The organism is uncultured Litoreibacter sp. (assembly GCF_947501785.1).
Classification (GTDB): Bacteria; Pseudomonadota; Alphaproteobacteria; order Rhodobacterales; family Rhodobacteraceae; genus Litoreibacter.
Genome location: NZ_CANMXB010000001.1, coordinates 2,618,697 through 2,642,600 on the forward strand (window position 1 = coordinate 2,618,697; position 23,904 = coordinate 2,642,600).

Annotated in this window: 23 protein-coding genes; 10 read left to right on the forward strand and 13 right to left on the reverse strand. The window is 58.9% G+C overall.

Going from position 1 to position 23,904, the window contains the following annotated elements; all coding sequences use genetic code 11:
- Nucleotides 1-3 precede the first annotated feature (3 nt).
- The 10 genes from puhC to bchF are packed head-to-tail and all read right to left on the reverse strand — an operon-like array spanning nucleotide 4 to nucleotide 11,826.
- A complete protein-coding gene (gene puhC / locus Q0899_RS13065) occupies nucleotides 4-474 on the reverse strand; it encodes a photosynthetic complex assembly protein PuhC (protein WP_298294637.1) in 471 nt (156 codons plus the stop codon).
- A 4-nt stretch (nucleotides 475-478) separates the two neighbouring features.
- Nucleotides 479-1,123 (reverse strand): photosynthetic complex putative assembly protein PuhB, encoded by a 645-nt coding sequence (gene puhB, locus Q0899_RS13070; protein ID WP_299193298.1) that lies wholly within the window; start codon nucleotides 1,121-1,123, stop codon nucleotides 479-481.
- Nucleotides 1,124-1,177: 54 nt separating this feature from the next.
- Nucleotides 1,178-1,951: a photosynthetic reaction center subunit H gene (gene puhA, locus Q0899_RS13075; RefSeq protein ID WP_298294641.1), complete on the reverse strand. Its 774-nt coding sequence runs from the start codon at nucleotides 1,949-1,951 to the stop codon at nucleotides 1,178-1,180.
- 33 nt (nucleotides 1,952-1,984) lie between these two features.
- Nucleotides 1,985-3,415, reverse strand: a complete 1,431-nt coding sequence (locus Q0899_RS13080; protein WP_299193300.1) for a PucC family protein — start codon at nucleotides 3,413-3,415, stop codon at nucleotides 1,985-1,987.
- Nucleotides 3,412-4,080: a magnesium protoporphyrin IX methyltransferase gene (gene bchM, locus Q0899_RS13085; protein ID WP_298294645.1), complete on the reverse strand. Its 669-nt coding sequence runs from the start codon at nucleotides 4,078-4,080 to the stop codon at nucleotides 3,412-3,414. The genes Q0899_RS13080 and bchM overlap by 4 nt, the downstream gene beginning before the upstream one ends.
- Nucleotides 4,081-4,977, reverse strand: coding sequence for a ferredoxin:protochlorophyllide reductase (ATP-dependent) iron-sulfur ATP-binding protein (bchL, locus tag Q0899_RS13090; RefSeq protein WP_298294647.1), 897 nt, complete (start codon nucleotides 4,975-4,977; stop codon nucleotides 4,081-4,083). It abuts the gene before it with no gap.
- A gap of 19 nt (nucleotides 4,978-4,996) precedes the next feature.
- Nucleotides 4,997-8,539: a magnesium chelatase subunit H gene (locus tag Q0899_RS13095; RefSeq protein WP_299193303.1), complete on the reverse strand. Its 3,543-nt coding sequence runs from the start codon at nucleotides 8,537-8,539 to the stop codon at nucleotides 4,997-4,999.
- Complete coding sequence (gene bchB / locus Q0899_RS13100) at nucleotides 8,529-10,061, reverse strand: ferredoxin:protochlorophyllide reductase (ATP-dependent) subunit B (protein WP_299193305.1); 1,533 nt, start codon at nucleotides 10,059-10,061, stop codon at nucleotides 8,529-8,531. Before bchB ends, Q0899_RS13095 begins: the two co-directional genes overlap by 11 nt.
- Nucleotides 10,058-11,341 carry a ferredoxin:protochlorophyllide reductase (ATP-dependent) subunit N gene (locus Q0899_RS13105; protein ID WP_298360928.1) on the reverse strand — a complete coding sequence of 428 codons (1,284 nt, stop codon included), beginning with the start codon at nucleotides 11,339-11,341 and terminating at the stop codon, nucleotides 10,058-10,060. Before Q0899_RS13105 ends, bchB begins: the two co-directional genes overlap by 4 nt.
- Nucleotides 11,338-11,826, reverse strand: coding sequence for a 2-vinyl bacteriochlorophyllide hydratase (gene bchF / locus Q0899_RS13110; protein ID WP_298294655.1), 489 nt, complete (start codon nucleotides 11,824-11,826; stop codon nucleotides 11,338-11,340). The genes Q0899_RS13105 and bchF overlap by 4 nt, the downstream gene beginning before the upstream one ends.
- 262 nt (nucleotides 11,827-12,088) lie before the next feature.
- Between bchF and Q0899_RS13115 the strand changes: the two genes are divergently transcribed.
- The 3 genes from Q0899_RS13115 to Q0899_RS13125 all read left to right on the forward strand — a co-directional run bounded on the left by Q0899_RS13115 (nucleotide 12,089) and on the right by Q0899_RS13125 (nucleotide 15,324).
- Nucleotides 12,089-12,877 (forward strand): B12-binding domain-containing protein, encoded by a 789-nt coding sequence (locus tag Q0899_RS13115; RefSeq protein WP_298360930.1) that lies wholly within the window; start codon nucleotides 12,089-12,091, stop codon nucleotides 12,875-12,877.
- Between the two features lie 37 nt (nucleotides 12,878-12,914).
- Nucleotides 12,915-14,318 carry a transcriptional regulator PpsR gene (gene ppsR / locus Q0899_RS13120; RefSeq protein ID WP_299193308.1) on the forward strand — a complete coding sequence of 468 codons (1,404 nt, stop codon included), beginning with the start codon at nucleotides 12,915-12,917 and terminating at the stop codon, nucleotides 14,316-14,318.
- Nucleotides 14,319-14,481: 163 nt separating this feature from the next.
- A complete protein-coding gene (locus tag Q0899_RS13125; protein WP_299193310.1) occupies nucleotides 14,482-15,324 on the forward strand; it encodes a cobalamin-dependent protein in 843 nt (280 codons plus the stop codon).
- Between the two features lie 57 nt (nucleotides 15,325-15,381).
- Here Q0899_RS13125 and Q0899_RS13130 read toward each other — a convergent pair whose 3' ends face one another.
- On the reverse strand, nucleotides 15,382-15,828 hold the full coding sequence (locus Q0899_RS13130; protein ID WP_298294661.1) for a c-type cytochrome: 447 nt from the start codon (nucleotides 15,826-15,828) through the stop codon (nucleotides 15,382-15,384).
- Nucleotides 15,829-15,993: 165 nt separating this feature from the next.
- Here Q0899_RS13130 and idi point away from each other — a divergent pair, with 165 nt between their 5' ends.
- From idi to Q0899_RS13165, 7 genes are all read left to right on the forward strand, one after another.
- Nucleotides 15,994-16,530, forward strand: a complete 537-nt coding sequence (idi, locus tag Q0899_RS13135; RefSeq protein ID WP_298294662.1) for an isopentenyl-diphosphate delta-isomerase — start codon at nucleotides 15,994-15,996, stop codon at nucleotides 16,528-16,530.
- Nucleotides 16,531-16,704: 174 nt separating this feature from the next.
- The gene (gene rsfS / locus Q0899_RS13140) at nucleotides 16,705-17,028 is read left to right on the forward strand and encodes a ribosome silencing factor (RefSeq protein ID WP_298295936.1); all 324 of its coding nucleotides are present in this window, start codon (nucleotides 16,705-16,707) and stop codon (nucleotides 17,026-17,028) included.
- On the forward strand, nucleotides 17,028-17,498 hold the full coding sequence (gene rlmH / locus Q0899_RS13145; RefSeq protein WP_298294663.1) for a 23S rRNA (pseudouridine(1915)-N(3))-methyltransferase RlmH: 471 nt from the start codon (nucleotides 17,028-17,030) through the stop codon (nucleotides 17,496-17,498). Before rsfS ends, rlmH begins: the two co-directional genes overlap by 1 nt.
- 2 nt (nucleotides 17,499-17,500) lie before the next feature.
- Nucleotides 17,501-18,295 carry an NAD(P)-dependent oxidoreductase gene (locus tag Q0899_RS13150; RefSeq protein WP_299193313.1) on the forward strand — a complete coding sequence of 265 codons (795 nt, stop codon included), beginning with the start codon at nucleotides 17,501-17,503 and terminating at the stop codon, nucleotides 18,293-18,295.
- The gene (locus tag Q0899_RS13155; RefSeq protein WP_298294668.1) at nucleotides 18,292-18,915 is read left to right on the forward strand and encodes a sugar transferase; all 624 of its coding nucleotides are present in this window, start codon (nucleotides 18,292-18,294) and stop codon (nucleotides 18,913-18,915) included. The genes Q0899_RS13150 and Q0899_RS13155 overlap by 4 nt, the downstream gene beginning before the upstream one ends.
- Before the next feature lie 222 nt (nucleotides 18,916-19,137).
- Nucleotides 19,138-21,003 carry a nucleoside-diphosphate sugar epimerase/dehydratase gene (locus tag Q0899_RS13160; protein ID WP_298294670.1) on the forward strand — a complete coding sequence of 622 codons (1,866 nt, stop codon included), beginning with the start codon at nucleotides 19,138-19,140 and terminating at the stop codon, nucleotides 21,001-21,003.
- Nucleotides 21,004-21,138: 135 nt separating this feature from the next.
- Nucleotides 21,139-21,399 carry a hypothetical protein gene (locus Q0899_RS13165; RefSeq protein WP_299193316.1) on the forward strand — a complete coding sequence of 87 codons (261 nt, stop codon included), beginning with the start codon at nucleotides 21,139-21,141 and terminating at the stop codon, nucleotides 21,397-21,399.
- 9 nt (nucleotides 21,400-21,408) lie between these two features.
- On the opposite strand, the gene Q0899_RS13170 is transcribed toward Q0899_RS13165, so the two are convergent.
- Together Q0899_RS13170 and Q0899_RS13175 are read right to left on the reverse strand one after the other, a co-directional pair.
- Nucleotides 21,409-22,620, reverse strand: coding sequence for a polysaccharide pyruvyl transferase family protein (locus Q0899_RS13170; RefSeq protein WP_299195375.1), 1,212 nt, complete (start codon nucleotides 22,618-22,620; stop codon nucleotides 21,409-21,411).
- 34 nt (nucleotides 22,621-22,654) lie between these two features.
- A complete protein-coding gene (locus Q0899_RS13175) occupies nucleotides 22,655-23,860 on the reverse strand; it encodes a Coenzyme F420 hydrogenase/dehydrogenase, beta subunit C-terminal domain (protein ID WP_299193318.1) in 1,206 nt (401 codons plus the stop codon).
- Nucleotides 23,861-23,904: the final 44 nt, after the last annotated feature.

Sequence of the window (23,904 nt, forward strand, 5' to 3'; positions counted from 1 at the left end):
AATTCAGTCGATCAGCCTGGCGAAAGCCGCAACATTATCCACGCCATAACCGACAAGCTCGATCTTCCAGTCGGTGGCGGGGTCGATAACGGCCACATGGCCATTTTCCCGGCGGACCAGCCGCAGGGGTTCATTCGTAGTGATACCATTTACAAGACGTTCGCGCCCGATAGAGACGGCGATAACGTCAATGAAACCATTCTTGGCCTCTTTCGAATGCGCGATTTGGGTGCCGTCCTCGGTCAAAACGGCAAAGCCTTCAGACCTTGCGCCGGCCAGCGTAATGAGGCGTTCGTTGATCACCGGGCTGTCAGGCGCGACGCCGGTCAATTCCATATCAGTCAGGCGCGCATATCCCACTAAAGCGACGGAGGCGGCCATTAGCGAAAACATGGCGATAACCAGAAACCGAGGCACCATTTCGCGGTCGCGGTGCTTCATCTGGTTGGCGAGAGAGGCGGTTTGGTTCTGCATCTGCCTACTCCGCCGCAACGACGCCTGAAGCGCCTTGATTTGTATCAATACGGGTGACAACGGGCTGAGAAACGCGTTTTTCCGCCGCCTCCGCGAAGATTTGTGCAACACGGGCCGCATCAGGGATCGCGCGGAACGCGGGCTGGGTCCGGCGGATGTACCACGGGCGCACATGCGGCCACGTCATCAGATAGGACAGCCGCGTTTCCCCGGTCAGGTCAAACGTGATGGTTCCGATGCCCGACTTGCGCACCGCTGCACTAGCGTTGCCGATACAAACATAAGGCAGGTTCAACGTCATGGTCAGGGCCGCCCCGATGCGCATGGCGACGCGTTTGTTGGTCAGGGTGTATACGGTCGACTTGGCCTGAACCCGCGCGATCACCAAGATGATCAGCACCGCCGCAGCGCCCGCAATCAGGAACGGGATGCCGTGGCCCATGGCCTCGGTCAGCGGCACTGTGGTGGAAGACGCAGCAACCCGGCCAAAGGCCAGCAGGACGAAATACCCGATCACCCAATTCAGACCCCAAGCGTCCTTGGCCAATCGCACCGGGTCGGGACTGCCCTGCCACAAGATATGCTCGTCCGCAGGCAACGCCTCCGGCAGGCCGCGCACAGGTTCAAACTTGAAGTCGTCGTGATGCATCTCTTTCGTCCCTTACGTTCGGGGCCGGACCTGGCTAGGGCTCGGCCTGTTGCCTTAGATTTGTGGTTCAAGCCGCGCGGGATCCGCATAAAGCGTGCCGCCGCCAAAATATGCCATGATCTTTTCCTCTTCGAGCAAGGTGATCTGGTCATCGGATTTGATGCCCGGAATGCCCGCAAAGTTATGCGCATAGAGCGACCGCACATTGACGCGGTTGGCCTTGATCTTGGTGAAATTGATCGGGATCAGGCGCGTCTGGCCGGAGCCTTCGGGGTTCAGATCCACCACCAAGAAACGCACCAGCGCCTCAGGGATATCGACCCACATGTCGATAATGCGGCCAATGACCTCGTCATCACCGGACACGACCGCCTTGCCACGCGGGTCGATGCCAGCAGAGACGTGGAAGTCGGGCAATTGGGAGATCGGCTTGATCTTGACATGACCGTGCGCGTCCAGTTCCGGATGATCCTTGCGTGGCGCCCAGGATGCAGGGCCGACACCGTCAACCATGGGATCACCGGTTGGCACGTAGGGCGAGCCGGCCGCGACGGCGGTGCGCTGCAGCGCCAGCTTGGCACGGTCGCCGCGCTGCCCCGATGGCACCGTCAGCTTGCCGCGCCCGTCGCGCAGCAGGAATGTTTTGTCGCCGGGGACCGGAAACGGGCCCTGGTTCAACGCCTCCCCACCATCATCGTCTTGCAACGGGTAGCCTTCGCGCATGTTCTCGGTCTGCAGGTAGAAAATCAGCAGCGCGAAAAACAGCCAGAACATCCAGATCGCGGCACTTGCCAGATCGAAATTCCCGAAAAAATCTACATCAACCATGGTGGTGTCCTCCGTCGTATTTTCTTGTGCGGGTCATGTTGGGAAATCGGCCAGCCCAACGGGCCCCGCCTTTGCTTGGCTCACCGGCCGGACCTTGACCAAGGGGCCGAGCGCGATGAGCGTGATGAACAGGAACCCGATCTCGACGTGATAAACCACGGAGTATCCGGTTGCGTTTGAGGTAAGCGCCTCGCCAAGGCTGCCATTGGTGGCGGCGGCGTTGACTACATCGCGGATGGCGCCGCCCGCAAAGATGGAAACGCCCGCGGCTGTCGCCTGCGCCGCGCCCCATGCGCCAAGCGCGAGGCCTTTGCCAGCCGCGCCTTGAGTGTTGAGCGTCATGGCTGCGGTGAGCGTGGCGACGGAGAATAGACCGCCGCCAAGGCCGATGCCGAAGGAGCCCGCGAAGAACATAGTGGTGCTGTTCATCGGTGCCGCGAAGATCACAGCGCAGAAGGCGATCAGACCGAACAGGATGCCGCGCGCGGCCATACGGTAGGGGTCGACTTGGGACTTCAGCCATTTCGCCGCGAGGCCGAAACCGAGCAATGCGCCGCCCGCCCAAAGGGCGGTGAGCAGCGTGGTGGCGGAGACGGATAGGCCGAGCACCTCGCCGCCGTAGGGCTCCAGCAACACGTCCTGCATGTTGAAGGCGATGGTGCCCAAGAAGACGACGACCAACAGGCGGCCAGCAACGCCGCCGGCTTTCAGGTCAGCCCATGCGTCGCGGAAAAGCGGGCGGCGTGCTTCGCGTTCCGCTTTGGTCATCGGGTTGACCTTCTCCTGCTTCCAGAGCGCGGTGATGTTCAGCAGCAACGTGACGACCGCGGTGCCTTGCACCACCTGCACCAAACGCAAGTCCGAGAAGTTTTGCAGCAACGCGCCGACGATGATCGCCGACACGCCCATTCCGATGAGGAACATGACATAGAGCAGCGCCACCACTTGCGGACGGGTCTCCTCCGTCGCGCGGTCGGCGGCGAGCGCGAGGCCTGCGGTCTGGGTCATATGCATGCCAAGGCCGGTCAGCAGGAAAGCAAGCGCCGCGCCAACCTCCCCCGCCCATGCGGGGCCTGTGACTTGGTCGCCAGACAACACAAGCAGACCCATCGGCATGATGGCCAGACCGCCGAACTGCCAGAGGGATCCGAACCATAGATACGGAATGCGCTTCCAACCAATGGCGGAGCGATAGGTGTCAGAACGGAAGCCCAGTAGCGCGCGGAAAGGTGCGACCAGAACCGGGATTGCGATCATCATGGCGACGAGCCAAGCGGCAACGCCAAGTTCCACGATCATCACCCGGTTAAGGGTGCCGAGCAGCATGACAGCCGCCATGCCAACGGAGATTTGGAACAAGGAAAGCCGCAGCAATTGGCCCAGTGGCAGTTGCTCACTGACAGCGTCCGAGAACGGCAATGCGCGCATTGTCAGGGTCTTGAATGTGTTGCGACCAATGATCATGCGCGGAACTCCAGGGCGTTGGAGATGTAGAATCCGGATGTCACGCGCTCGACATTTCGGAGCGTGCCGGAGGTGACTTTCGCAGCCAGCTTTTCAGGGCTGTGCGGCACCATTGTGGGCGAGCGATCAGAACGAGGGAACAGTTTGCCCACGCGCCACATCGCCATCAGCAGCGGTGTACGCGGGGCCACGGTGAACACCATGTTTTGATAAAGACGCGGCGCGATGCCTTCGAGGATGCGGGCAATGTCGTCAGCGGAATAGTAGATCATCGAGTCCATCGCCACGATATGATCGAACGGCCCAAGCCCAGCATCGAGCATGTCGCCCGCGCTGAAGCTGAGAGAGCCACGCAGATCATCGGGCGTTCGCTTTTCAGCGATATCGATCAATTGCGGGGAGATATCGACACCCACAACATCCGCGCCACGTGCCGCCAGCTCAAACGCCAAAGCACCAGTGCCACAACCAGCATCCAGAATGCGCGCGCCGTGTAAATCGTCTGGCAGTTGCGCGATCAACAGATCCCGCATCCTGTCCCGGCCAGCACGCACAGTTGCCCTGATACCAGAAACGGGCGCGTCTGATGTCAGACGCTCCCATGTCTTGGTCGCTGTGCGGTCGAAATAGGTTTCGACGTTGTTGCGTGTGGCCTCGTAGGTCATTTAGTCAAACCCAAGCAGTTCAAAGATGTCACGGTCGGGCAATGGTGCGGGGGCCAGCGGTTCAGTCCCGTTCCACAGCGTTTCGGCAAGGCGGATGTATTCTTTCTGGACCGAGACGATGTCCTCGTCGGCGTCCATTTCGAACAGCGTTTTCTTCTTCAGGCGGGAGCGGCGGATGGCATCCAGATCAGGCATATGCGCGATGCGGTTGAAGCCCACGGTTTTGCAATAGCGGTCGACTTCGTCGGTGTCCTTCGACCGGTTGGCCACGCAGCCAGCGAGGCGGACCTTGTAGTTGGCGGATTTCGCTTGCACGGCGGCAATGATCCGGTTCATCGCATAGATGCTGTCGAAGTCATTGGCGGTGACGATCAAGGCGCGGTCGGCATGTTGCAATGGCGCAGCAAACCCGCCGCAGACCACGTCACCCAGTACGTCGAAGATCACCACGTCGGTGTCTTCCAGCAGGTGGTGTTGCTTGAGCAGTTTCACGGTCTGGCCGACCACGTAACCGCCGCAACCCGTACCGGCAGGCGGGCCGCCAGCTTCCACGCATTTCACGCCGTTGAAGCCTTCGAACACGAAATCCTCGGGGCGGAGTTCTTCGGGGTGGAAGTCCACCTCTTTGAGTATGTCGATCACGGTCGGGACCAAGGAACCCGTCAGCGTGAATGTCGAGTCGTGCTTCGGGTCACACCCAATTTGCAGCACGCGCTTGCCCAGTTTGGAAAACGCCGCCGACAGGTTCGACGAGGTCGTGGATTTGCCGATGCCGCCCTTCCCGTAGACCGAGAACACCTTCGCGCCCTCGATCTTCATCGAGTCGTCTTGATGCACCTGAACGGAGCCTTCGCCGTCCTGTCCGATATTCGGAATACTTCTATCGAGTGGGCTCATGATATTTCCCTTCTGAGAGTCATTCGGCTGCAATGCCCTCTAGTTGATCTTCAATGGCGTCGGCTGCGTCTTGCAGTGCGGCCAGCGTGTCGGCGTCGGGTGTCCAGTAGTCTCGGTCGGAGGCTTCCAGCAGGCGGTTTGCCATCCGCATCGAAGCCTGCGGGTTCAGATCTGCGAGGCGCTGACGCATCTCTTCATCCAGCACAAAGGTCTCGCTGAGTTTTTGGTAGACCCACGGGTCCACCTTGCCGGTGGTCGCAGACCAGCCGACGGTGTTGGTAATATGCGCCTCGATCTGACGCACGCCTTCGTGGCCGTGGTTCAGCAAGGGTTCGTAGAATTTCGGGTTCAGGCTGCGCGACCGCGTTTCCAGCGCGACCTGATCTTCCAGCGTGCGCACCTTGGCCCCTCCGCGTGTCTGGTCACCGATATAGACCGGTGTGTCGTCGGTGCCTTTAGCGCGTTTGACGGCGGAAGCGATGCCACCCAGTGTGTCGAAATAGTGATCCACGGTGGTGACGCCCAGCTCAACCGATTCAAGGTTTTGGTAAGCAAGATCGACGTTTTTCAGGGTGTCTCGAAGAAGCTCGGATTGCTGCGTTGCCTCCCCGTCCATGCCATAGGCAAAGGACTTGCGGGCTTGGTACGCATCGGCCAACTGGCTTTCATCATCAAAGGCAGAGCTGTCGACCAGCTGGTTCACGTTGGACCCGTAAGCGCCTTCGGCGTTGGAGAACACCCGCAGCGCGGCGGTGGTCATGTCGGTGTCATTGGCCTCTGCGAAGGCAAGCGCGTGAGCGCGGATCGGGTTCATCTCTAGCGGCTCGTCGGCCATTGCACATTTGTAGGCGGCATCTGCCAGCAGCTTGGTTTGCAACGGCAGCAGGTCGCGGAAAATGCCGGAAAGGGTCATGATGACGTCAACGCGGGCGCGGCCTAGCGTTTCAAGCGGCACAAGGTCCGCGCCGCAGAGCCGTCCGTTGCTGTCGAAACGCGGCTTCGCACCCATGAGCGCCAAAGCCTGTCCGATAGGTCCACCGTTTGATTTGATGTTGTCAGACCCCCAAAGCACCAGCGCGACTGTTTTGGGCAGGCTTTGATGGGTCTTGATCAGCTCTTCGGCCTGACGCGCACCGTCTTGCATGGCAAAGGCTGTGGGCATCCGGAAGGGGTCGAAGGCGTGGATGTTGCGGCCCGTGGGCAAAATCTCCGGCGCGCGGATCACGTCGCCACCGGGGACAGGGGTGATGAACTGGCCGTTCATAGCCCGCATAAGGGCTGGTAGCTCGCTATCTGTGGACAGGTTTTGCCGCGCAGTATCGCGCTGTGCAGGGGTGTCGAAGGACATCAGGTTCAGCGTGTCTTCGACGGAAGCCTCTGACGGCGTTTTACCGACGATGTGCAACCCGTCGGGGATCAGCGCGTCCTCGGTCTCCAGCAGTTTCAGCCACAGCCGATCCATATCGCGGGCATTCAGGTCGACCGCATTGGCCTGCGCGCGGACCAGTTCGGCCAGCTCGTCGCGTTCCTCAGACGGGGCCATACCGCGCCATTTCATCAGGCTGTCTTTCAGGTCTGCCAAATCGCGATAGAGGCCGGAGCTTTGCAAAGGCGGCGTCAGATGCGTGACCGTCACCGCATTGGAACGGCGCTTGGCCAGTGTGGCCTCGGACGGGTTGTTCGCGGCATAGAGATAGACGTTTGGAATGTTGCCAATCAAACGCTCAGGCCAGTCATTGCCGCCGAGCCCGTTCTGCTTGCCGGGCATGAATTCCAGCGCGCCGTGCATGCCGAAATGCAGCAGCACGTCGGCTTTCAGGTCGTGCTTGAGGTACTGATAGAACGCACTGAACGCATGGGTTGGGGCAAATCCCTTCTCGAACAGCAACCGCATCGGGTCACCCTCGTAGCCGAAGCCAGGCTGCACGCCGACAAAGACCTTGCCGAATTGCGCACCAAGAACGAAGACCTCCCGCCCGTTGGATTGCACGCGGCCCGGGGCGGGGCCCCAAGTCGCCTCGATCTCGTCCAGCCACGGCGTGTGGGTCACGATTTGATCGGCAGAAACGGTCGCAGCGACATTGGCCTCCTGACCATAGACCTGCGCGTTGCCGTTCAGCACCGCGACGCGCAAAGCTTCGACGGTTTCGGGCGGGTCGACATCATACCCGTCGCGCGACATCTGGTGCAGGGTGTTGTGCAGGCTTTCGAATACGGAGAGGTAAGCAGCGGTTCCAACGGCACCCGCGTTCGGAGGGAAGCCGAACAGCACGACGCCGACAGTTTTTTCTGCGTTCTCTTTGCGGCGCAGGGTGGCGAGGCGATCGGTCTTCTCGGCCAAGGCTTCGACCCGCTCCACGCAAGGTGCCATGGCTTTGACGTCGCCATAGGCCTGACATTTGAACCCGCAGCCGGTACAGCCTTGCGCCCCATGGCGGCCCGCAAAAACGGTCGGGTTGGTCGCGCCGTCAATCTCGGGCAAAGCCACGAGCATCGTCGCCTCAATCGGGCTGAGCCCCTGCCCGCCCGTGGCCCATTGATCCAATGTTTGGAATTCCAGCGGCTGCGCGGCAATGTAGGGCAGATCAAGTTCAGTCAACGCCTCGACGGCCGCGTCGCTGTCGTTATAGGCGGGGCCGCCCACCAGCGAGAATCCAGTCAGCGAGACCAAAGCGTCAACGCGGCCTTTCATGAAAGCGTCAATCGCCGGTCGACCGTCAAGACTGCCTGCAAAGGCAGGGATCACCCGCATTCCGCGCGCTTCCAAGGTGCGAATGACATGATCGTAATGCGCGGTGTCGCCTGCCAAGATGTAACTGCGCAACATCAGCACGCCGACGGTGGTTTTTGAGCTGCCGAAAGGCAGGTTTTCAAGATGTGTAGTGATACCCAGGTTGGGCAGATCGGGGTGGTATAGACCCGTATCAGGGTATTCGATCGGTTCCGCAGCGCAGGTGCCGCGCCACGCGGGGCGATTGGCATAGCGCGAGATCAGGAAGCGGACCATGTTCTCGATATTGTCGTCGCTGCCACCAAGCCAATATTGCATCGACAGGAACCACGCGCGCAGGTCCTGGCTCTTGCCGGGGATCAGCTTCAGGATCTTTGGCAGGCGGCGCAGCATCTTCATTTGCCCCGCACCGGACTTGCCGGATTTCTTTGAAGGCTTCAGCTTTTTCAGCAGGCTCATCGCGCCGGTGGCGGGCTTGGACATGTCCAGATCGCCCATCTTCGTCAGCTGTGTGATTTCTTGATCGGAGACGACGCCGACCATGGCGTCACAAGCGTCACGCCGCGCCAAAAGGTCGGGCATGATCGCTTTGATGTGGTCCTCAAGGAACAACACACAATTGACGATGATATCGGCAGACGCGATGTCAGCTTTGGCTTGTTGCAGCGCGTTAGGGTCCTTTTCCCACTCAGCAGCGGCGTGGATCGACACATTAAGTCCCGGATAGTCGATCGCCAACTTCGGGGCGACACGCGCGGCAGGACCGGCAGCGTGCCGGTCCAGCGTCACAATGACGAAGTTGTAGCTTTGGCCATTCACCTCATCGCGCATAATGGGCCTTTGCCTCGTAGAGCGTATCGAGCGATATCTCCGCGAGACCCTTTTGCGTCGCATAGGTTTCCGTGTTCCGCCGCGCTTTGCCACGCACGAAGAACGGTATCTTCTTCAGCTCCTTCTCGGCATCCGCAAGCCAGACGACGTTGTCATTAGCCGGGGCCACAGGCTCAAGTTTCGCCGCTTTAGGCTCTTGCAGTGGCTTGGGCGCATGGCCGCCATGGTGGCTTGGACCGGCCTCGTCATGGAATTCAAAATCGTCGCGGAACATGTGCAGCAGGTGCTCTTCCAGTCCCATGACAAGCGGGTGAATCCATGTATCGAAAATGACATTCGCGCCCTCGAACCCCATCTGCGGGGAGTAACGTGCGGGGAAGTCCTGCACATGCACCGGGGCAGAGATGACCGCGCACGGGATGCCCAAGCGTTTGCCGATATGGCGCTCCATCTGCGTGCCGAGGATCATTTCGGGCTGCAGCGCCTCGATGGCCTTTTCGACCTCAAGGTAGTCATCGGTGATCAGCGCCTCGACGCCGTAATCCTTGGCTGTCGCGCGGATGTCGCGGGCGTATTCGCGGTTGTAGCAGCCCATTCCAGCCACCTCGAACCCCATCTCGTCCCGGGCGATGCGAGCGGCGGCTTTAACGTGGGTGCCGTCGCCAAAGATGAAGACTCTCTTGCCGGTCAGATAGGTGCTGTCGACCGAACGCGACCACCATGTCTGGCGCAGCCGATCAGTGTCTAGTTCAGCGGTAGAACCCGTCAGCTCGCGGATTTCTGCGATGAAGTCATGGGTGGCCCCGGTGCCGATGGGGACGATCTTGGTGTAGGGTTGGCCAAAGGTCCGTTCGCAATACCGCGCCGCCTGCTCCCCGGTTTCGGGGTAGAGCAACACGTTGAAATGCGCCTGCCCCATCTTTGCAATATCGGACGGCGTGGCGGTCATGGGGGCGGTGACATTGACCTCGACCCCTAGCTCGTAGAGCAGGTTGGTGATTTCCTGAATGTCGTCGCGATGCCGAAAGCCCAACGCAGTGGGGCCGAGGATGTTGCAGGTGACACGCTCGGTCTTGTCCATCGGCTTGGCGAGGTGGCGGACGATCTGGAAGAACGTCTCATCCGCGCCGAAGTTTTCCTTGCGCTGGTAGCTGGGCAGCTCCAGCGGGATCACAGGGATCGGCAGGCCCATGGTTTCGGCTAGCCCGCCGGGATCGTCCTGGATCAGCTCTGCAGTGCAAGACGCCCCGACAATGATCGCTTCCGGCTGGAAACGGTCATAAGCGTCCTGGCAGGAGGTTTTGAACAATCCAGCCGTATCAGACCCTAAATCGCGGGCCTGGAAGGTGGTGTAGGTCACCGGCGGGCGGTGGTCGCGCCGCTCAATCATGGTAAAAAGCAGGTCGGCGTAGGTGTCGCCTTGCGGCGCGTGCAGGACATAGTGCAGGCCTTTCATGCCGGTGGCTACGCGCATTGCGCCGACATGGGGCGGGCCCTCATATGTCCAGACGGTCAACTTCATTCCGCCGCCACCCCCAGGATACCTTTGCGCCGCAAGGGACGGGCAAAGAGGGAAGCAAGGTCCCCCGCCTGTTCGTAAAAATGTACGGGCGTGAAGACCAGCTCGATCGCCCATTTGGTGGACAGGCCCTCCGCCTCCAGCGGATTTGCCAAGCCAAGGCCACAGACCGTCAGGTCGGGCCGCGCTTCGCGGCAGCGGTCGAGCTGCAGATCAACGTCCTGCCCTTCGGAAATTTGGGGACCGGCGGGCAACAGGTCCAGATCGGGGCCGTGTAGCGCGTCATGGATGTAGGGCGATCCGACTTCAACCGCGCTCATCCCGCATTCGCGGGTCAGGAAGCGGGCCAATGGGATTTCCAGCTGGCTGTCGGGGAAGAAGAAAACCGACTTGGCGTTCAACGGTTCGGACGCCTGGGCAATGGCTCGGCGGGCGCGACGGCGGGGAGCCTTGGTGACCTTGTTGAACAGTTCTTCCGAGACACCGAATTCCGCAGCAATTGCGGCGAGCCAAGCAGTTGTGCCTTCCTCGCCGAATGGGAAAGGGGCCGCGATATGGGTTGCGCCGCGCCGCACGAGAGCCGAGTGAGTTTCGCCAAGGAAGGGTTGGGTCAGCGCAAAGACGGTGTTCGGCCCAACGCCCATCTCGCTGTCAATATTGCGGGCGGGCAGGACGGTGACCGGGCCAATGCCGAGATCTTCGAGAAGGCTTAACATCTGATCCTCGACGACGTCGGGCAATGCGCCGACGACCATCAATTCGCGGTCCTGTGTTTCAGGCAAGACTGGCACCATCGAGGCGAGACAAGCATCTTCGCCTTGGGTGAACGTCGTCTCGATCCCGGAGCCGGAATATTCCAGCACGCGCACTTTGGGGGCAAATTCCTGGGTCAAACGCTCCGCCGCGCGGCTGAGGTCCAGCTTGATCACTTCGGATGGGCAGGACCCCACGAGGAACAACTGCCGTATGTCGGGACGCCGCGCCAACAGCTGCGCCACGGTCTTGTCCAGTTCGGCATGGGCGTCATTGAGGCCCGCCAAGTCTGATTCTTCCAAAATCGCGGTTCCGAATCGTGGTTCCGCGAAGATCATCACCCCGGCGGCACTTTGCAAAAGATGCGCGCAGGTGCGAGATCCGACGACCAAAAAGAAAGCGTCCTGAATTTTGCGGTGCAGCCAGATGATGCCGGTTAGACCGCAAAACACTTCCCGCTGACCACGTTGTTTCAACACCGGCGCGGAACGGCACCCAAGGGTAGGCGGAGGGGATAATTGTTCGGTCATGCGACAACTTCCGATTGCAGCCGCGCGACGCGCAATTTCCAGAGGAATTGCCCCGCATTCACGACGTAGGCCGCGTAGGCTGCGAGGGCGATTACAATCAACCCATCTGGGGTGAAGCCGCCCCAGATCAAGCCATATAAATAAAGGGTATGCAGTGCTATGACGACAAAGCTAAAGACGTCTTCCCAGAAGAATGAGGGGGCAAATAGCCACTTTCCGAAAACGACTTTCTCCCAGATCGAGCCAGTGACCATAATGAGATACAAAAAGCCCGTTTTTACCACGATTGAAACGGTGGCGGCCTCGTAGCCGGAGCCGGTCGCGAGGTAGCGCAAAACCAACCCCAAAGAGACCAGAAAAACGGCGAACTGCAGCGGCGCAAGAATGCCTTGAACCATCGTCCAGCGGGTCGCGTCACGTCTTTTGCGCTGCTCGGGCGTGTAGAGCCGTTTAGTGGGAATATGACGCGCATTTGCGTCTGACATGCTGTCCCCCGAAGATTGCTTGTACAGAAAATCTGTCAGGTGGCGCGCAATGTGTCAACTTTGATTTACAGTATCGCAACTTGAGTGACAGCCAAACATGACAGTTTATTTTGTTTTAAATCAGTTTGTTCTCAAGACGAATTCCGAAGTGTCAATATAATTTGACATATAGTAGTCAGTAAACGACCATGTCGCCCAAATGTCGCAACTACTCTTCGCCGGCCCGTGAAATACGAGCGCTTGCAACCCGAGGCTGATGGCCATGCCAAAAGCGAACTACACATGTGAAGAAGGCGCGACCCCTGATGTAGTTGAGTTTGCATTGCGGGCACTCTCAAGACTAGCGGAAGACCAGCGTATGTTTGGCCACTCAGATAAGGGCGTGTTCGAGCTGTTTGCCAGTGAGCTTTACAATGCCGTATCTGATCCTGATCGCACTCAAATCGGCATTGTAAAAGACAAAATGCTGCAGGCGGGCATAAGCACCTACGACATGGCTGACAACTACATCCCGCATGTCGCGCGACGGCTGGGCGAGGCTTGGTGTGCCGACAATATCGACTTCGCAGTCACCACGATCGGGTCCGCTAGGTTGCAAGGGTTGCTCCGCTCACTTGGTCCGGAATGGTGCGCTGATGACAGCTGCACTGCCGCGTCAGCGCCTAAATGTTTGGTTGTTGTCCCCGAGGGCGCGCAACACACTTTGGGTGCCACGATCCTGGCGGGACAGCTTCGCCGCGCGGGCATATCCGTCTCGCTGGAGGTGGGCATCGGCCTTGCCCAACTTGAAGGAATTTTGACCTATTCGAAGGTGGACGCCGTGATGGTGTCTGCGTCTTCACGGGAAAGTCTTGAAGTTATTCGCCAAATTGTGCGAAAGGTGCGCGCAACCGGGCGGGACGTTCCGGTGATCGTTGGGGGAAATGTGCTGTCCCAGAATGAAGATGTTGCACGCGTGACCGGTGCAGACTTTGCCACGAGCAGTGTGTTGGAAGCCATTGGCTTCTGCGGATTTAATGCACGTATGCTGCGGGTGGTATCGAAGTCGTGACCATGTGTTATCCCCACATAGAGCTAGTGTGTCAGCCATGAAACCTCATGCCGAGAAAACCTGGACAAGTGGCCTGATCCCGATGATCGAGCCTGAGGTCGTGACCGAGATCATTTCCGGCATTGCCGATCTTGCGCTGATTATCTCTCAATCCGGTCAAGTGATGGGTGTCATGGGCAGCCCCAATTTCATGCCCAGTGCCGATCTTGGTGGCTGGGCTGGGCAACCCTTGATCGACGAGTTGAACGTCGAGAGCATTCCGAAGTTCGAAAGCCGCCTGGCGGAATTTGTCGGCAGCGACAATGCGGTCTTGCCAGTAGAGCTGAACCACTCCAGCACAGACAGCTACCCCGAATTTCCGATGCGGTATAGCTTCCACCGGATCGGCAGTGACGGTGCGATCCTGATGCTGGGCCATGACCTGCGGCCCATTGCGGAGATGCAGCAGCAACTTGTCGCCGCACAGATTGCCTTGGAAAAGGACTACGAGTCGCAACGGGAATATGACACTCGCTTCCGCGTCTTGATGACCTCCAGCAGCGAAGTGACGTTGTTCGTGTCCGTTAGCACCGGCAAAGTCACGGATTGCAACAAGGCGGCGATCACCTTCTTCGGTGAGTCTCGCGGCGGCCTGATAGGCGCTGACTTTGTTTCGCAATTTGATGCCAAATCCGGGTCAAATCTGATCGCGACCCTTGTGGCAGCCGCCTCTGAGCAAACGCCCTCCTCTGTTAACGCGCAGTTGGCAAAGTCCAGCCGCATGCTTGTAGTTCATCCAACTTTGTTCCGCTCTGGCGGCGAGCAGGTCTTGTTGTGTCGCATCTCAAACACCGATGGCGCCTCCATACAGGCCAATGCATTGCAGGATAATTTGCGCAGCCTTTACAATGATGGTGTTGATGCAATGGTATTCGTTACCCAGGCTGGCAACATCCTCAGCGCGAACGAAGCCTTCCTGAACCTGTCAGACGTAACCCACGCGCAGGCGGTGAAGGGCCGTTCGATTGCCGACTTCCTTGGTCGGGGCAGCGTCGATCTGAATGTGATGTTGGAAAATGCAGGTCGGACCGGGTCTATGCGCCTGTATGCGACCCGACTTATCAGCGAGCACGGAACAGAACGGCCGATCGAAATTTCCACCAGTGGTCTGGACACTGGGGGTGACGCCGTCTTTGCACTCGTATTGCGGGATGCCAGCCGGGCGGAGGCGATTCGCACGTCCACCCCGCAAACGTCAGACGCCGATATGCGGTCGGTGATCGAACTTATCGGCAGTCAAACGCTCAAGGACATTGTCGCCAAAACAACCGATGTCGTTGAAAAAATGTGCATCGAAACCGCCGTCGAACTGACATCGAACAACCGCGTTGCCGCGGCAGAAATGTTAGGCCTTTCAAGGCAATCGCTCTACGTCAAGCTGCGCAAATATGGGTTGTTGTAGCTCCGCTTTCCTGCCTTCCGATGTCACAACGCGTCCACCGCGAAGCCCCGAATTCTACAGCCCCCAAACTGTAAATGTTGCCTTACAGATTTCTCGCGCTAAAATCTAAGGACGTCTCGTAGCCAAAGAGAGTCGAGGATGGCCAAACCATCCAAGGGGGACCATGTCCGCGTCTGACAATGCCAAACACCTGTTTCGACAGGACGTATACGAACGAACTTTTTCCGAGATCCGCACGTTGAAGCGGAACTTGCCTGAAGACGTCGTTGTTTCCTTGGCAAAGGAAGTGGTCGCTCGGCTGTCTGCGCATTTTGACGGCGAAAGCGACGTCGCAGCAGCAATCACTGATGAGCAGGTGGAAGAACTTGCACATGCACTCATATCTTCTGACAAGAATGCTGCAGCCAATCTGGTAACCACAAAACGGATGACCGGTGCCTCGATCAAGACCCTGTATCTGTCATATCTGGGGGCCGCAGCGCGGCGCTTGGGCGAATGGTGGGAAACGGATCAAGTCACCTTCATCCAGGTGCTGACCGGAACTGGCCGCATCTATGCAATCATGCGCGGCCTTAAGCCGCTCTTTGCCGATAACGACGTTACGTTGCCGTCCAAGTCAGCCCTGTTCATCGCTGTACCCGGCGAAGAACATGTGCTTGGCGTACAGATGGCGGCAGATCTGATCCGCGCAGAGGGATGGTCAGTTGATCTGGACATTTCGCAGAGCCATGACAGCTTGATAGAGCTGATCTCACATTCAGATCATCGCTATATCGGTCTCTCCGCCGCGGGAATTCATTCTGTTGCCCACCTCGCAAAACTCATCGTCGCCATTAGGCTATGGGCCCCACATGCGTTGATACTCGTCAGCGGCAACATTGTGGCCACCGCCGAAGACACTGTGAGGTTGATGGGACCAGACGCCATGGCGACCGAATTCGATTCCGCGCGGGACGCGCTGGAGCGGCTTTGGGCTGAGGACGCCGCCGCCGCCAGGTCTTCTTAAACAAAGAAACGGCGGCCCACTGCAGGGACCGCCGCCAAATTCCAATCTGGTTTTCTCTTACTCGGCAGGGCCGACGGAAACGAGATACGCCCAGACATTCGCCGCATCCTCAGCGTCCTTCAGCTTGAACGACATTTTCGACTTCGCTTTCGAGTCGTCGAGAATTTCTTTCAGCCAGGCTTTCGGGTCTGCAACGTAAGACACAAACTGTTCTTCGTTCCATCCGTCCGGCATCACATCGTTTTCGGCGATGGATTTGATCGAGTTACCATATTTGAAGCCTTCCACGGACCCTGGAACACGCTGGTACACGCCGTACAGGTTCGGGCCTGTCTTGCCGCCCTTTTGGATCACGGTCTCGTCGTCAGCGACGATCATGTGGCAAGATTTGCACTTCTTGAAAACCTTTTCGCCTTCAGCTGCGTCGCCGCTGGCGTGGCCATCCGCGAAAGCGGGTGCCGCGATCAAAGACAAACCAAGAGTGGCTATTGATAGAAATTTCATTCGAATCGCTCCTCCGATATTCATTCACAAAGTTAGTGCAGTCTGGCGAATCGTAAAGGCCAACTTGGGCATTTAAACTGATTGTGACCCCAAAAAAATCTATTCAGACCAGCACTTTTCCGCTCTAAAGCCCGTCAGGATACCAAGATTGGGGGATTCGGCGAGATGGACAATCAACTGATGATACCCGCCTGGGACGATGGCAAATTGCGGCCCGTTGAAAAGCTGGAGGTGCACAAACGTGGACTGCGCCACAAAGCCGTATCCGTCTTTGTCATGCACGGAGACAAGGTGCTTATTCAGCAGCGCGCGATGAGCAAGTATCACACCCCCGGCCTTTGGGCGAATACCTGCTGCACCCATCCCAATTGGGAAGAAACCGCTGAAAACTGCGCCATACGGCGTCTTGACGACGAATTGGGCATTGCCGGTTTGAAACCCGAATATCGCGGCCAGGTCGAATACCGGGCCGATGTTGGCGGCGGCCTGATAGAGCATGAACTTGTGGACATGTTCCGCGCCGACGCCCCTGCCGATTTGGCGTTTGTGCCCAACCCCGATGAGGTTATGGCGACCCGCTGGATCAGCGCATTCGATCTCACCCGGGAAGTGGCGGAAACACCTGAACTGTTCACAGCATGGCTTCGGATTTACCTTGCCGAGCATCAGGACCGCATTTTTGGCACGCTCACGCTGACCTGACGTCGCTGTCCGTTGAGAAGCCCGGACAGCGATGCTAAAGTGACACAAATTCCCAGCGTCGGGGTCATGGCGACGCAACTTTTTTCGGAGGTTTGAGCGCTGTCTCAACAAACTGACGCGGGTACCGTTTCTGCCCCAAAACCAACCGTCACCAGCGAAGAGCTGCTGGCTTGGATCTTAACCTCTCTTGATGAAGACAAGGCCGAAGACATCGTGCAGATTGATCTGCGCGGACGGTCCGAGATTGCCGATTACATGGTGGTCTGCTCTGGCCGGTCGACCCGCCAGGTCACCGCGCTGGCCGACAAAATTTCGTCCCGCCTCAAAGAAGAATTTGATCGTTTTGCCAAGATCGAAGGCAAGGCGGCAGGCGACTGGGTCCTGCTCGACACCGGCGATGTCGTGATCCACATTTTCCGCCCCGAGGTCCGCGAGTTCTACCAGCTCGAAAAAATGTGGATGCCCGGTGCCGCGGATGCTGACGCGACAACCAGCTGATGCGTATCCATGTCTGCGCCGTCGGCCGCCTGCGGGCGGGGCCGGAACAGACAATGATAGACGACTATCTCAAACGGTTTGACCGCACCGGCCGCGCGCAGGGCCTTGGCCCCGCCAGCGTGACCGAAGTCGAGGACAAGAAAGGCGGCGGCCAGCAAGCAGAAGCCGACCTGTTGCGGCGCGCCGTGCCGAAGGGGGCCTTGATTTGCGGATTGGACGAACGCGGTACAGTTATGAGCAGTCAGGACTTTGCGAAGCTGCTGGCCAGATGGCGTGACAATGGCAGGCAAGACGTGGCGCTTGTCATCGGCGGTGCAGACGGTATCGACCCGGCCTTAAGGGCCGAGGCAGATCAGTTGCTGTCCTTTGGCAAGATGGTTTGGCCACATATGCTGGCCCGCGTCATGCTCACCGAACAGCTTTACCGCGCGGCCTCTATTCTGGCCGGTGCACCTTACCACCGGGCCTGACAATGAACGTATTGATCCTTGGCAGCGGGGGACGGCTTGGCACCCTTTTGCAGGCCGCTTGGCCACAAGACGGTCAGACCAATCCAACCTGGTACAATCGCACAGCACTTGATGTTTTGCGAGACCGCCAAGGGTTGGAGGACGCCTGCGCGGGCACTGACAGAATCATACTTCTGGCGGGGGTAACCGCCAATGCCCGTGGAAAATCCTTTGATGACAACATTAAGTTGGCCGAGGCGACACTGGATGCCGCGTTGGGCAAACCGGTCTTCCTGTCATCGACCGCGGCCGTCTATGGGGCCCTGCCCAGTCCTCTTCATGAAAGTCACGCGGGGGCGCCTGTCTCGGACTACGGCCGTTCAAAGCAGCTGATGGAAGAAGTCGCCTCAAAACACCCCAACGCCACCTGCCTGCGCATTGGCAATGTCGTGGGGGGGGACGCCTTGCTGGGCGTCAACCGACCCCACTACACCGTGCACCAGTTTCCGAGCGGCGAATATGTGAGCCGAAGCTACATCGGGCCTTCGATGCTGGCACATGTCCTTGCAGCCCTCTGCATTGAACGAAATGCCCTTCCGCCCATACTGAACGTGGCGACATCAAAGGCCGTTGCAATGAATGAGCTGTTGGATGCGGCTGGCAAGAGTTGGTCCGCGGAACCCGCCCCAGCCTCGGCAATGGAACGGGTTGAACTGGATACCACGTTGTTGCGCTCCATCGTCCCAATTGGCGCGGGGCAATCCACCGCGGAAGCGTTGGTCAACGACTGGCAATCGGTGATCGGACATCAAGGATGACCTGGGGAAAACGTATATTCGACCTGGCCTGCGCGTTTACGTTGACGCTGCTGATTTTCCCCTTTTTCGGATGGATCTGCCTACGCATCTGGTGGGAGGGCGACGGCCCCATATTCTATGTCTCAGAGCGGATGCACGCGCCGAACAAGCCCTTTGGCCTCATCAAATTCCGCACCATGTCGGTGGCGCACGACGGGGACCAAGGCGTCACAGGTGGCAGCAAAATGCAGCGTATCACCCCGTTGGGGGCCGCGCTGCGCAAACGGCGGTTCGACGAGTTGCCGCAGCTTTGGAACATATTCAAGGGTGACATCACGGTGGTCGGCCCGCGCCCACCGCTACGGGAATATGTGGAACGGTATCCGGACGTCTACGATCAGGTCCTCAAAAGCCGCCCCGGCGTCACCGGTTTGGCGTCCCTAATTTTCCATCGGCGTGAAGCGGAGCTGCTGGAAAACTGCGTCGATCCGCAAGAGACGGACGATGTCTACTGTCGCATCTGTATCCCCGCCAAGGCCAAGCTCGACCTGATGTATCAGCGCAATGCCAATCTCTGCCTCGACACCTGGATTTTGTACCGCACGCTGCGTCAAATGCTGGCGCGCAAAGGGCCGCGCTAAAACCTGGCCAAAGCCGCTGTAACAGTCTGAAAGGTTAAATTTTTTGGTAATTATCAAGAATCAGACTATGGATGGCTCTCTTGGGGTGTTTGGCGATCAGCACGCAAATGGCGGATTTCTGCACTAAAGTCATGAGTATATGGGGTTGGCTGGATTTACGCTGCAAAGCAGCATAGGCTAGCGAGTAAGGCCAGAAGGCCGCGAACGGGGTTTGTACTTTAGATGATGACGAGGCTGCTGAACCTGACGCGGACGCAAAAGCGCGCGATGCTTTTCGCAATCGACATCTGCCTTGTCCCGGTCGCGCTTCTCACCGCCATTTTTCTGCAATTCGGCCAGGTGCAGGTGCTGGAATGGTTCGTCAACGAATGGGCGTTTTGCATAACGTTGATGATGATTGCAGCAGGGGCATCAACCGCCTTGGGCATATTCCGCATTCGGTTGAAGTCCTTTGATCGCAGCGCTGTTGGCAAGATCATGGTGTTTTCGGCGCTGATGGGGCTCGCCTCGCTGACATTGGCTAGCCTTGCAGGCATTTGGATGCCAATGCGGTTCCATCTGACATTTGCCATGGCGTTCTTCATGCTCTGCGCGGGCAGCCGGTTTGTGATGCTGGAAATTTTGCTGGCCGCCTACCGCAAGAACGGACACGTGTCGTCAGTCCTGATTTACGGGGCCGGGAAGACGGGAATGCAGTTGGCCAGCGCTCTGAAGTCGCACCCGGACATCATTCCAATCGGATTTGTCGATGACAACGCGGCCCTCAAGGACCAGATCATCGCGGGGCTACCGGTCTATCACGGCGGACAATTAGACGAGGCAATCGCGGAAACGCGACCTGACCGGGTGGTTATTGCCATGCCGTCAGCGCCGCGCCAGTCGGTCGCCAAAATCGAACGCCGGTTGGAACAAACCAATACCAATGTCCATGTGCTGCCCTCTTTCGCGCAATTGGTTGGCCAGGAGCAAATCAAGGATCCGCTGGACGTCGCGCATGGCGTCTTCCTGGGGCGGGAAGATTTGCGCAGCAACATCGATATTGGGTGTGACGAATACGCCAATCGGGTTGTCATGGTGTCCGGCGCGGGTGGCTCAATCGGGTCCGAGCTTAGCCGCCAGATCATTCGCTGCGCGCCGTCAAAGATCGTTCTGTTCGAACAAAGCGAACTTGCGCTTTACGACATTGAACTTGAGCTCGCCGAAAGTGCCGCTCGCAATGGCATTACGCTTGTGCCGGTGCTCGGCTCTGTTGTCGAACCCGAACTGGTGCGGGGCGTGCTGACCGAACATAAGGTCGACGTCATCCTACATGCCGCCGCCTACAAACATGTCCCGTTGGTCGAGAAGAACCCCATCGCGGGTCTGTCCAATAACGTACTGGGGACGCAAAATCTTGCGGTGCAGGCACGCGAAGCAGGTGTCGGTCGGTTCGTGCTCGTCTCAACCGACAAGGCGGTTCGCCCGGCGAACATCATGGGCGCATCCAAACGGTTTGCCGAGATGCTTATTCAGGATCAGGCAAGCCGAGCCACCCAAACGGTGTTCTCCATCGTGCGGTTCGGCAATGTGCTGGGCTCGTCGGGTTCGGTTGTTCCACTTTTCCAGGATCAGGTTGCGCGCGGCGGACCGGTTACACTGACCCATGACAGCGTTACGCGCTATTTCATGACAGTCCAGGAGGCCGCGCAGCTGGTGTTGACCGCCGGCAGCTTGGCGGAAGGCGGAGAGGTTTTTGTGCTCGACATGGGCAAACCGGTGCCTGTGCGCAAATTGGCCGAGCAGGTGATTGAGGCGTCAGGCTACACCGTCCGCAACCACCAAAACCCGGAAGGCGATATCGAGATTGTCATCACCGGGTTGCGGGCTGGCGAAAAAATGCACGAAGAGCTGACGATCAGCGCGGGCCGCACCACAACGAAACACGAAAAGATTTTCAGCGCGCGCGAAGACTGCTTGTCCGAGATAGAACTGGCCAGCGCGCTAAGAGCAATGCGCGACGCCATTGCTGCCAATGACGTGGAAGCCGCCGAAGAAACCGTGCACCGTTGGATCGATGGCTACAAACCTCGCATCAAGAACGTGCAGTAACGGACCAAGCTGCGAACGCACCGGTTCGAGTTTCTTAACATTTGCCTGACAAAACCTGCCCGCGTGGTGAGACCCGCCACGACGACGTTTCGCGCCCATGACCCGGCGCATCACTCAAGATATGGCAGGATTTCAATGGATAAGTTTGCAAATTTCCCAACAACGCCGATTTCTCCGGCGCGAGGCGGCGCACAGGTGACACCTGATGACGCAACGCCGCTCACTCAGGTCAGCCGCGCACTGTATGTGGGCCAGGGTGGCGACATCGCCGCAACTCTTGCGGATGGAGACACGGTCACATTCGAAGCGGTTCCCTCAGGCGCCATTCTCCCCATCCGCGCGGCATCGGTTTCAGCGACAGGCACTACAGCAGAGGCCATTGTCGCCCTGTGGTAGTCGCTTGAACTAAGCGCTCTTCATCAAGCCCGCCGCGCTTCGCGTGGCGGGTTTTTTCTGGCGCATCGCAAGCCTTGCTATGATGTCCGACAGGGCAAGATCGTATGTCTCCAACCGTTGGCGGCCAAGAGCAGTTGCCGCCGCCGCTTCCGCCGCAAGCATGTCTCGGTTTTCAAATCCGTTTAACACCTTCCGCAGCAGCGCCTCGTGAAGATGCGTTCGCGCGTCAGCGACGTGCCGGTACCCCAGGGCATCAAACAGTCCCGCGAATTTTCTGCTATAGGCAAACGGCACAACCGCCACGCCGCTGGACAGTGCTGCGATGCAGCTGTGCATTCGGGCGCCGGTGAAGAATGACAAATCGGCAATGTAGCCTTTGGCCTGTGACGGCGTTTGAAAGGCCGGAGCCACAACTGTCCCGGGGAATTCCATTTGCAACGCCGCGCAGGCGGCCATGTCGTCTTCGACAGGTGCATCGGGGCTTATGACATGCGGGACGAGGTGCACCTCCGGCCGGTCCGGATGTGACAAAAACATCCTGATCAGCGCGCGAATAAATGCGGGGTAGTCGACGCTCAATCCGAACTGGTTTGATTTTGCATAACCACCGGCCATCAGCAATCCAGAGACATTTATCCCAACGGTTGGGCGCGCGCTTTGGTGACCTGAAGGCGCGCCCTCAAGTCGCAAGGCAACGTCTGAGGCAACCGTCACATCCTTGGCCAGCCCGATGTCCCGCAGATGCGCCACTGACGCCTCGTCCCGAGAACAAATCAAGGCAGAACGCCCAATCGTCGCGCGGGCCAGAATCTTCGACACAGGGTGACGGAATGGCCCAATCGTCTGCGGTGCCAGCACCAATGGTCGGCGTGCCAAATGGGTCAGGAACTTCAACCAAAAGATGCGGCGCAGACGCTTGCCGCCATAGGTGTCTGCAAAGCTGTCACCAGCGCCGATATCCACCACCAAATCCGCCTTGCGCAAATGCCGCCAAACCCCCGTCGGAGACAGGAAGTCGCGCCCGGCAATTGGCACGATGGAGATGTCATCACCGGACACGCAGGCTGGGCCGCTGTCGCGCCAATCAAGCAAAGTCATATGGATCGGAATTCGCAGCTTACGGGACAGGTCTCGAAGCAAAGCGACCTGTGCCACAGTCAACGCGCCAACTCCAAGGTTGGGCGATCGCGACGCGTGCAGGATAAGGCAGACATGCAACATGCCCAACCATGTTCGCCTGGTGGTTAATGGAAGGTTACGATTGCTGACGTCGACGCAGAAAGCACCGTCGCGCCATGCCCAACGCGGCTCTAACGCTTTGCCACAGGCCCGCGCGTCGCGCACAATTCCAAATGCCCATGGCGCGATAAGCGGGGATCGGCGTCCCGCTGATGACGCGACCAGCGAGCCTGCCGAGCAGCTCCCTGCGCCTGCGCACTTGCCCGGGTTGCATCGCCTCCAGCACGGCGATCGGGACAGGTTGTGTTTGCAACATCCCGTGTTCAACGGCCTCTTTAACCAGCCCTGCCCCCCGCGCAGTCCGCGCAAGAATGAGGCTGACCCCGTCGCCTTCCTCGAACAATGGATACCCGCTCTCGTCAGTTTGCCATGCGTCGCCAAATGCGATGTCGGCGGCAATGCCGGTCCCATCTGCACAAACCCGGCAACGTGGCTGTACATGGCTCGACAAAACGTCGCCCCAACTCTCCTGATAGCTCATGGAACGCTCCGCGCCGTTTTGTTCAACGACGGTGGCACGCCCGGGCCAGCCCTGCCCGCGGTAGCGGAACTGCGCCACGTTGGCGGCCGCAACGCTCAGTTTGTTGATGATCACGTTGGCCCCGTTTTCAGACGGCACCCCCGCACAGAAGAACGAAAGCATCACCGGAAATACTTGATCCACCCGCGCGTCTAATCGCGCGAGGTTGCGCAACGCCGCAACGTCGCATGGCTTGCCGACAAAGGCATAGCGCCTACCGGTTGCCAACAGCTCCGGCACCGCTGTTATGGGGGCGGACGGGGCATATCTTGATGCGCTTGCCGCCAGAATGTCGGCTTTCGAGGTGCTGATGGTGTTCCTGTTTCCGGTGGGGTTTCCGGGGTCCGCCGCAATGTGCAACGCCCCGTCCACTTGCCCGCTTTCGATTAACCAAAGCAAAACGCCCGACAACGCGCCGCCGGAAGCCGCGGCATGGCGCAGCGCAATGTCGGTGGCCCAGCCTTTGGTCACATCATGATAACCGCCCCAAAGCGGGTGGGTATTCACGCCGCCAATGGTGCCGCGCTGCCGACCTCCGGGGCACACAGCATAGATGTCATGTGCTTGTTTGCGGGGCAACTTGGTCGCTGAGGGTCGTAAAAAGCCGTCATCCGTTTTGGTCATCGTGACATGGTCCGGGGCGACAACGGCGCAGGCGCCGCAGCCGGCGCATAAATCAGCCGCAACAATGCGGTCAGTCACGTCCAATCTTCTGGCCACAATGGTCTTCCGTTTCGCCTCTTTAC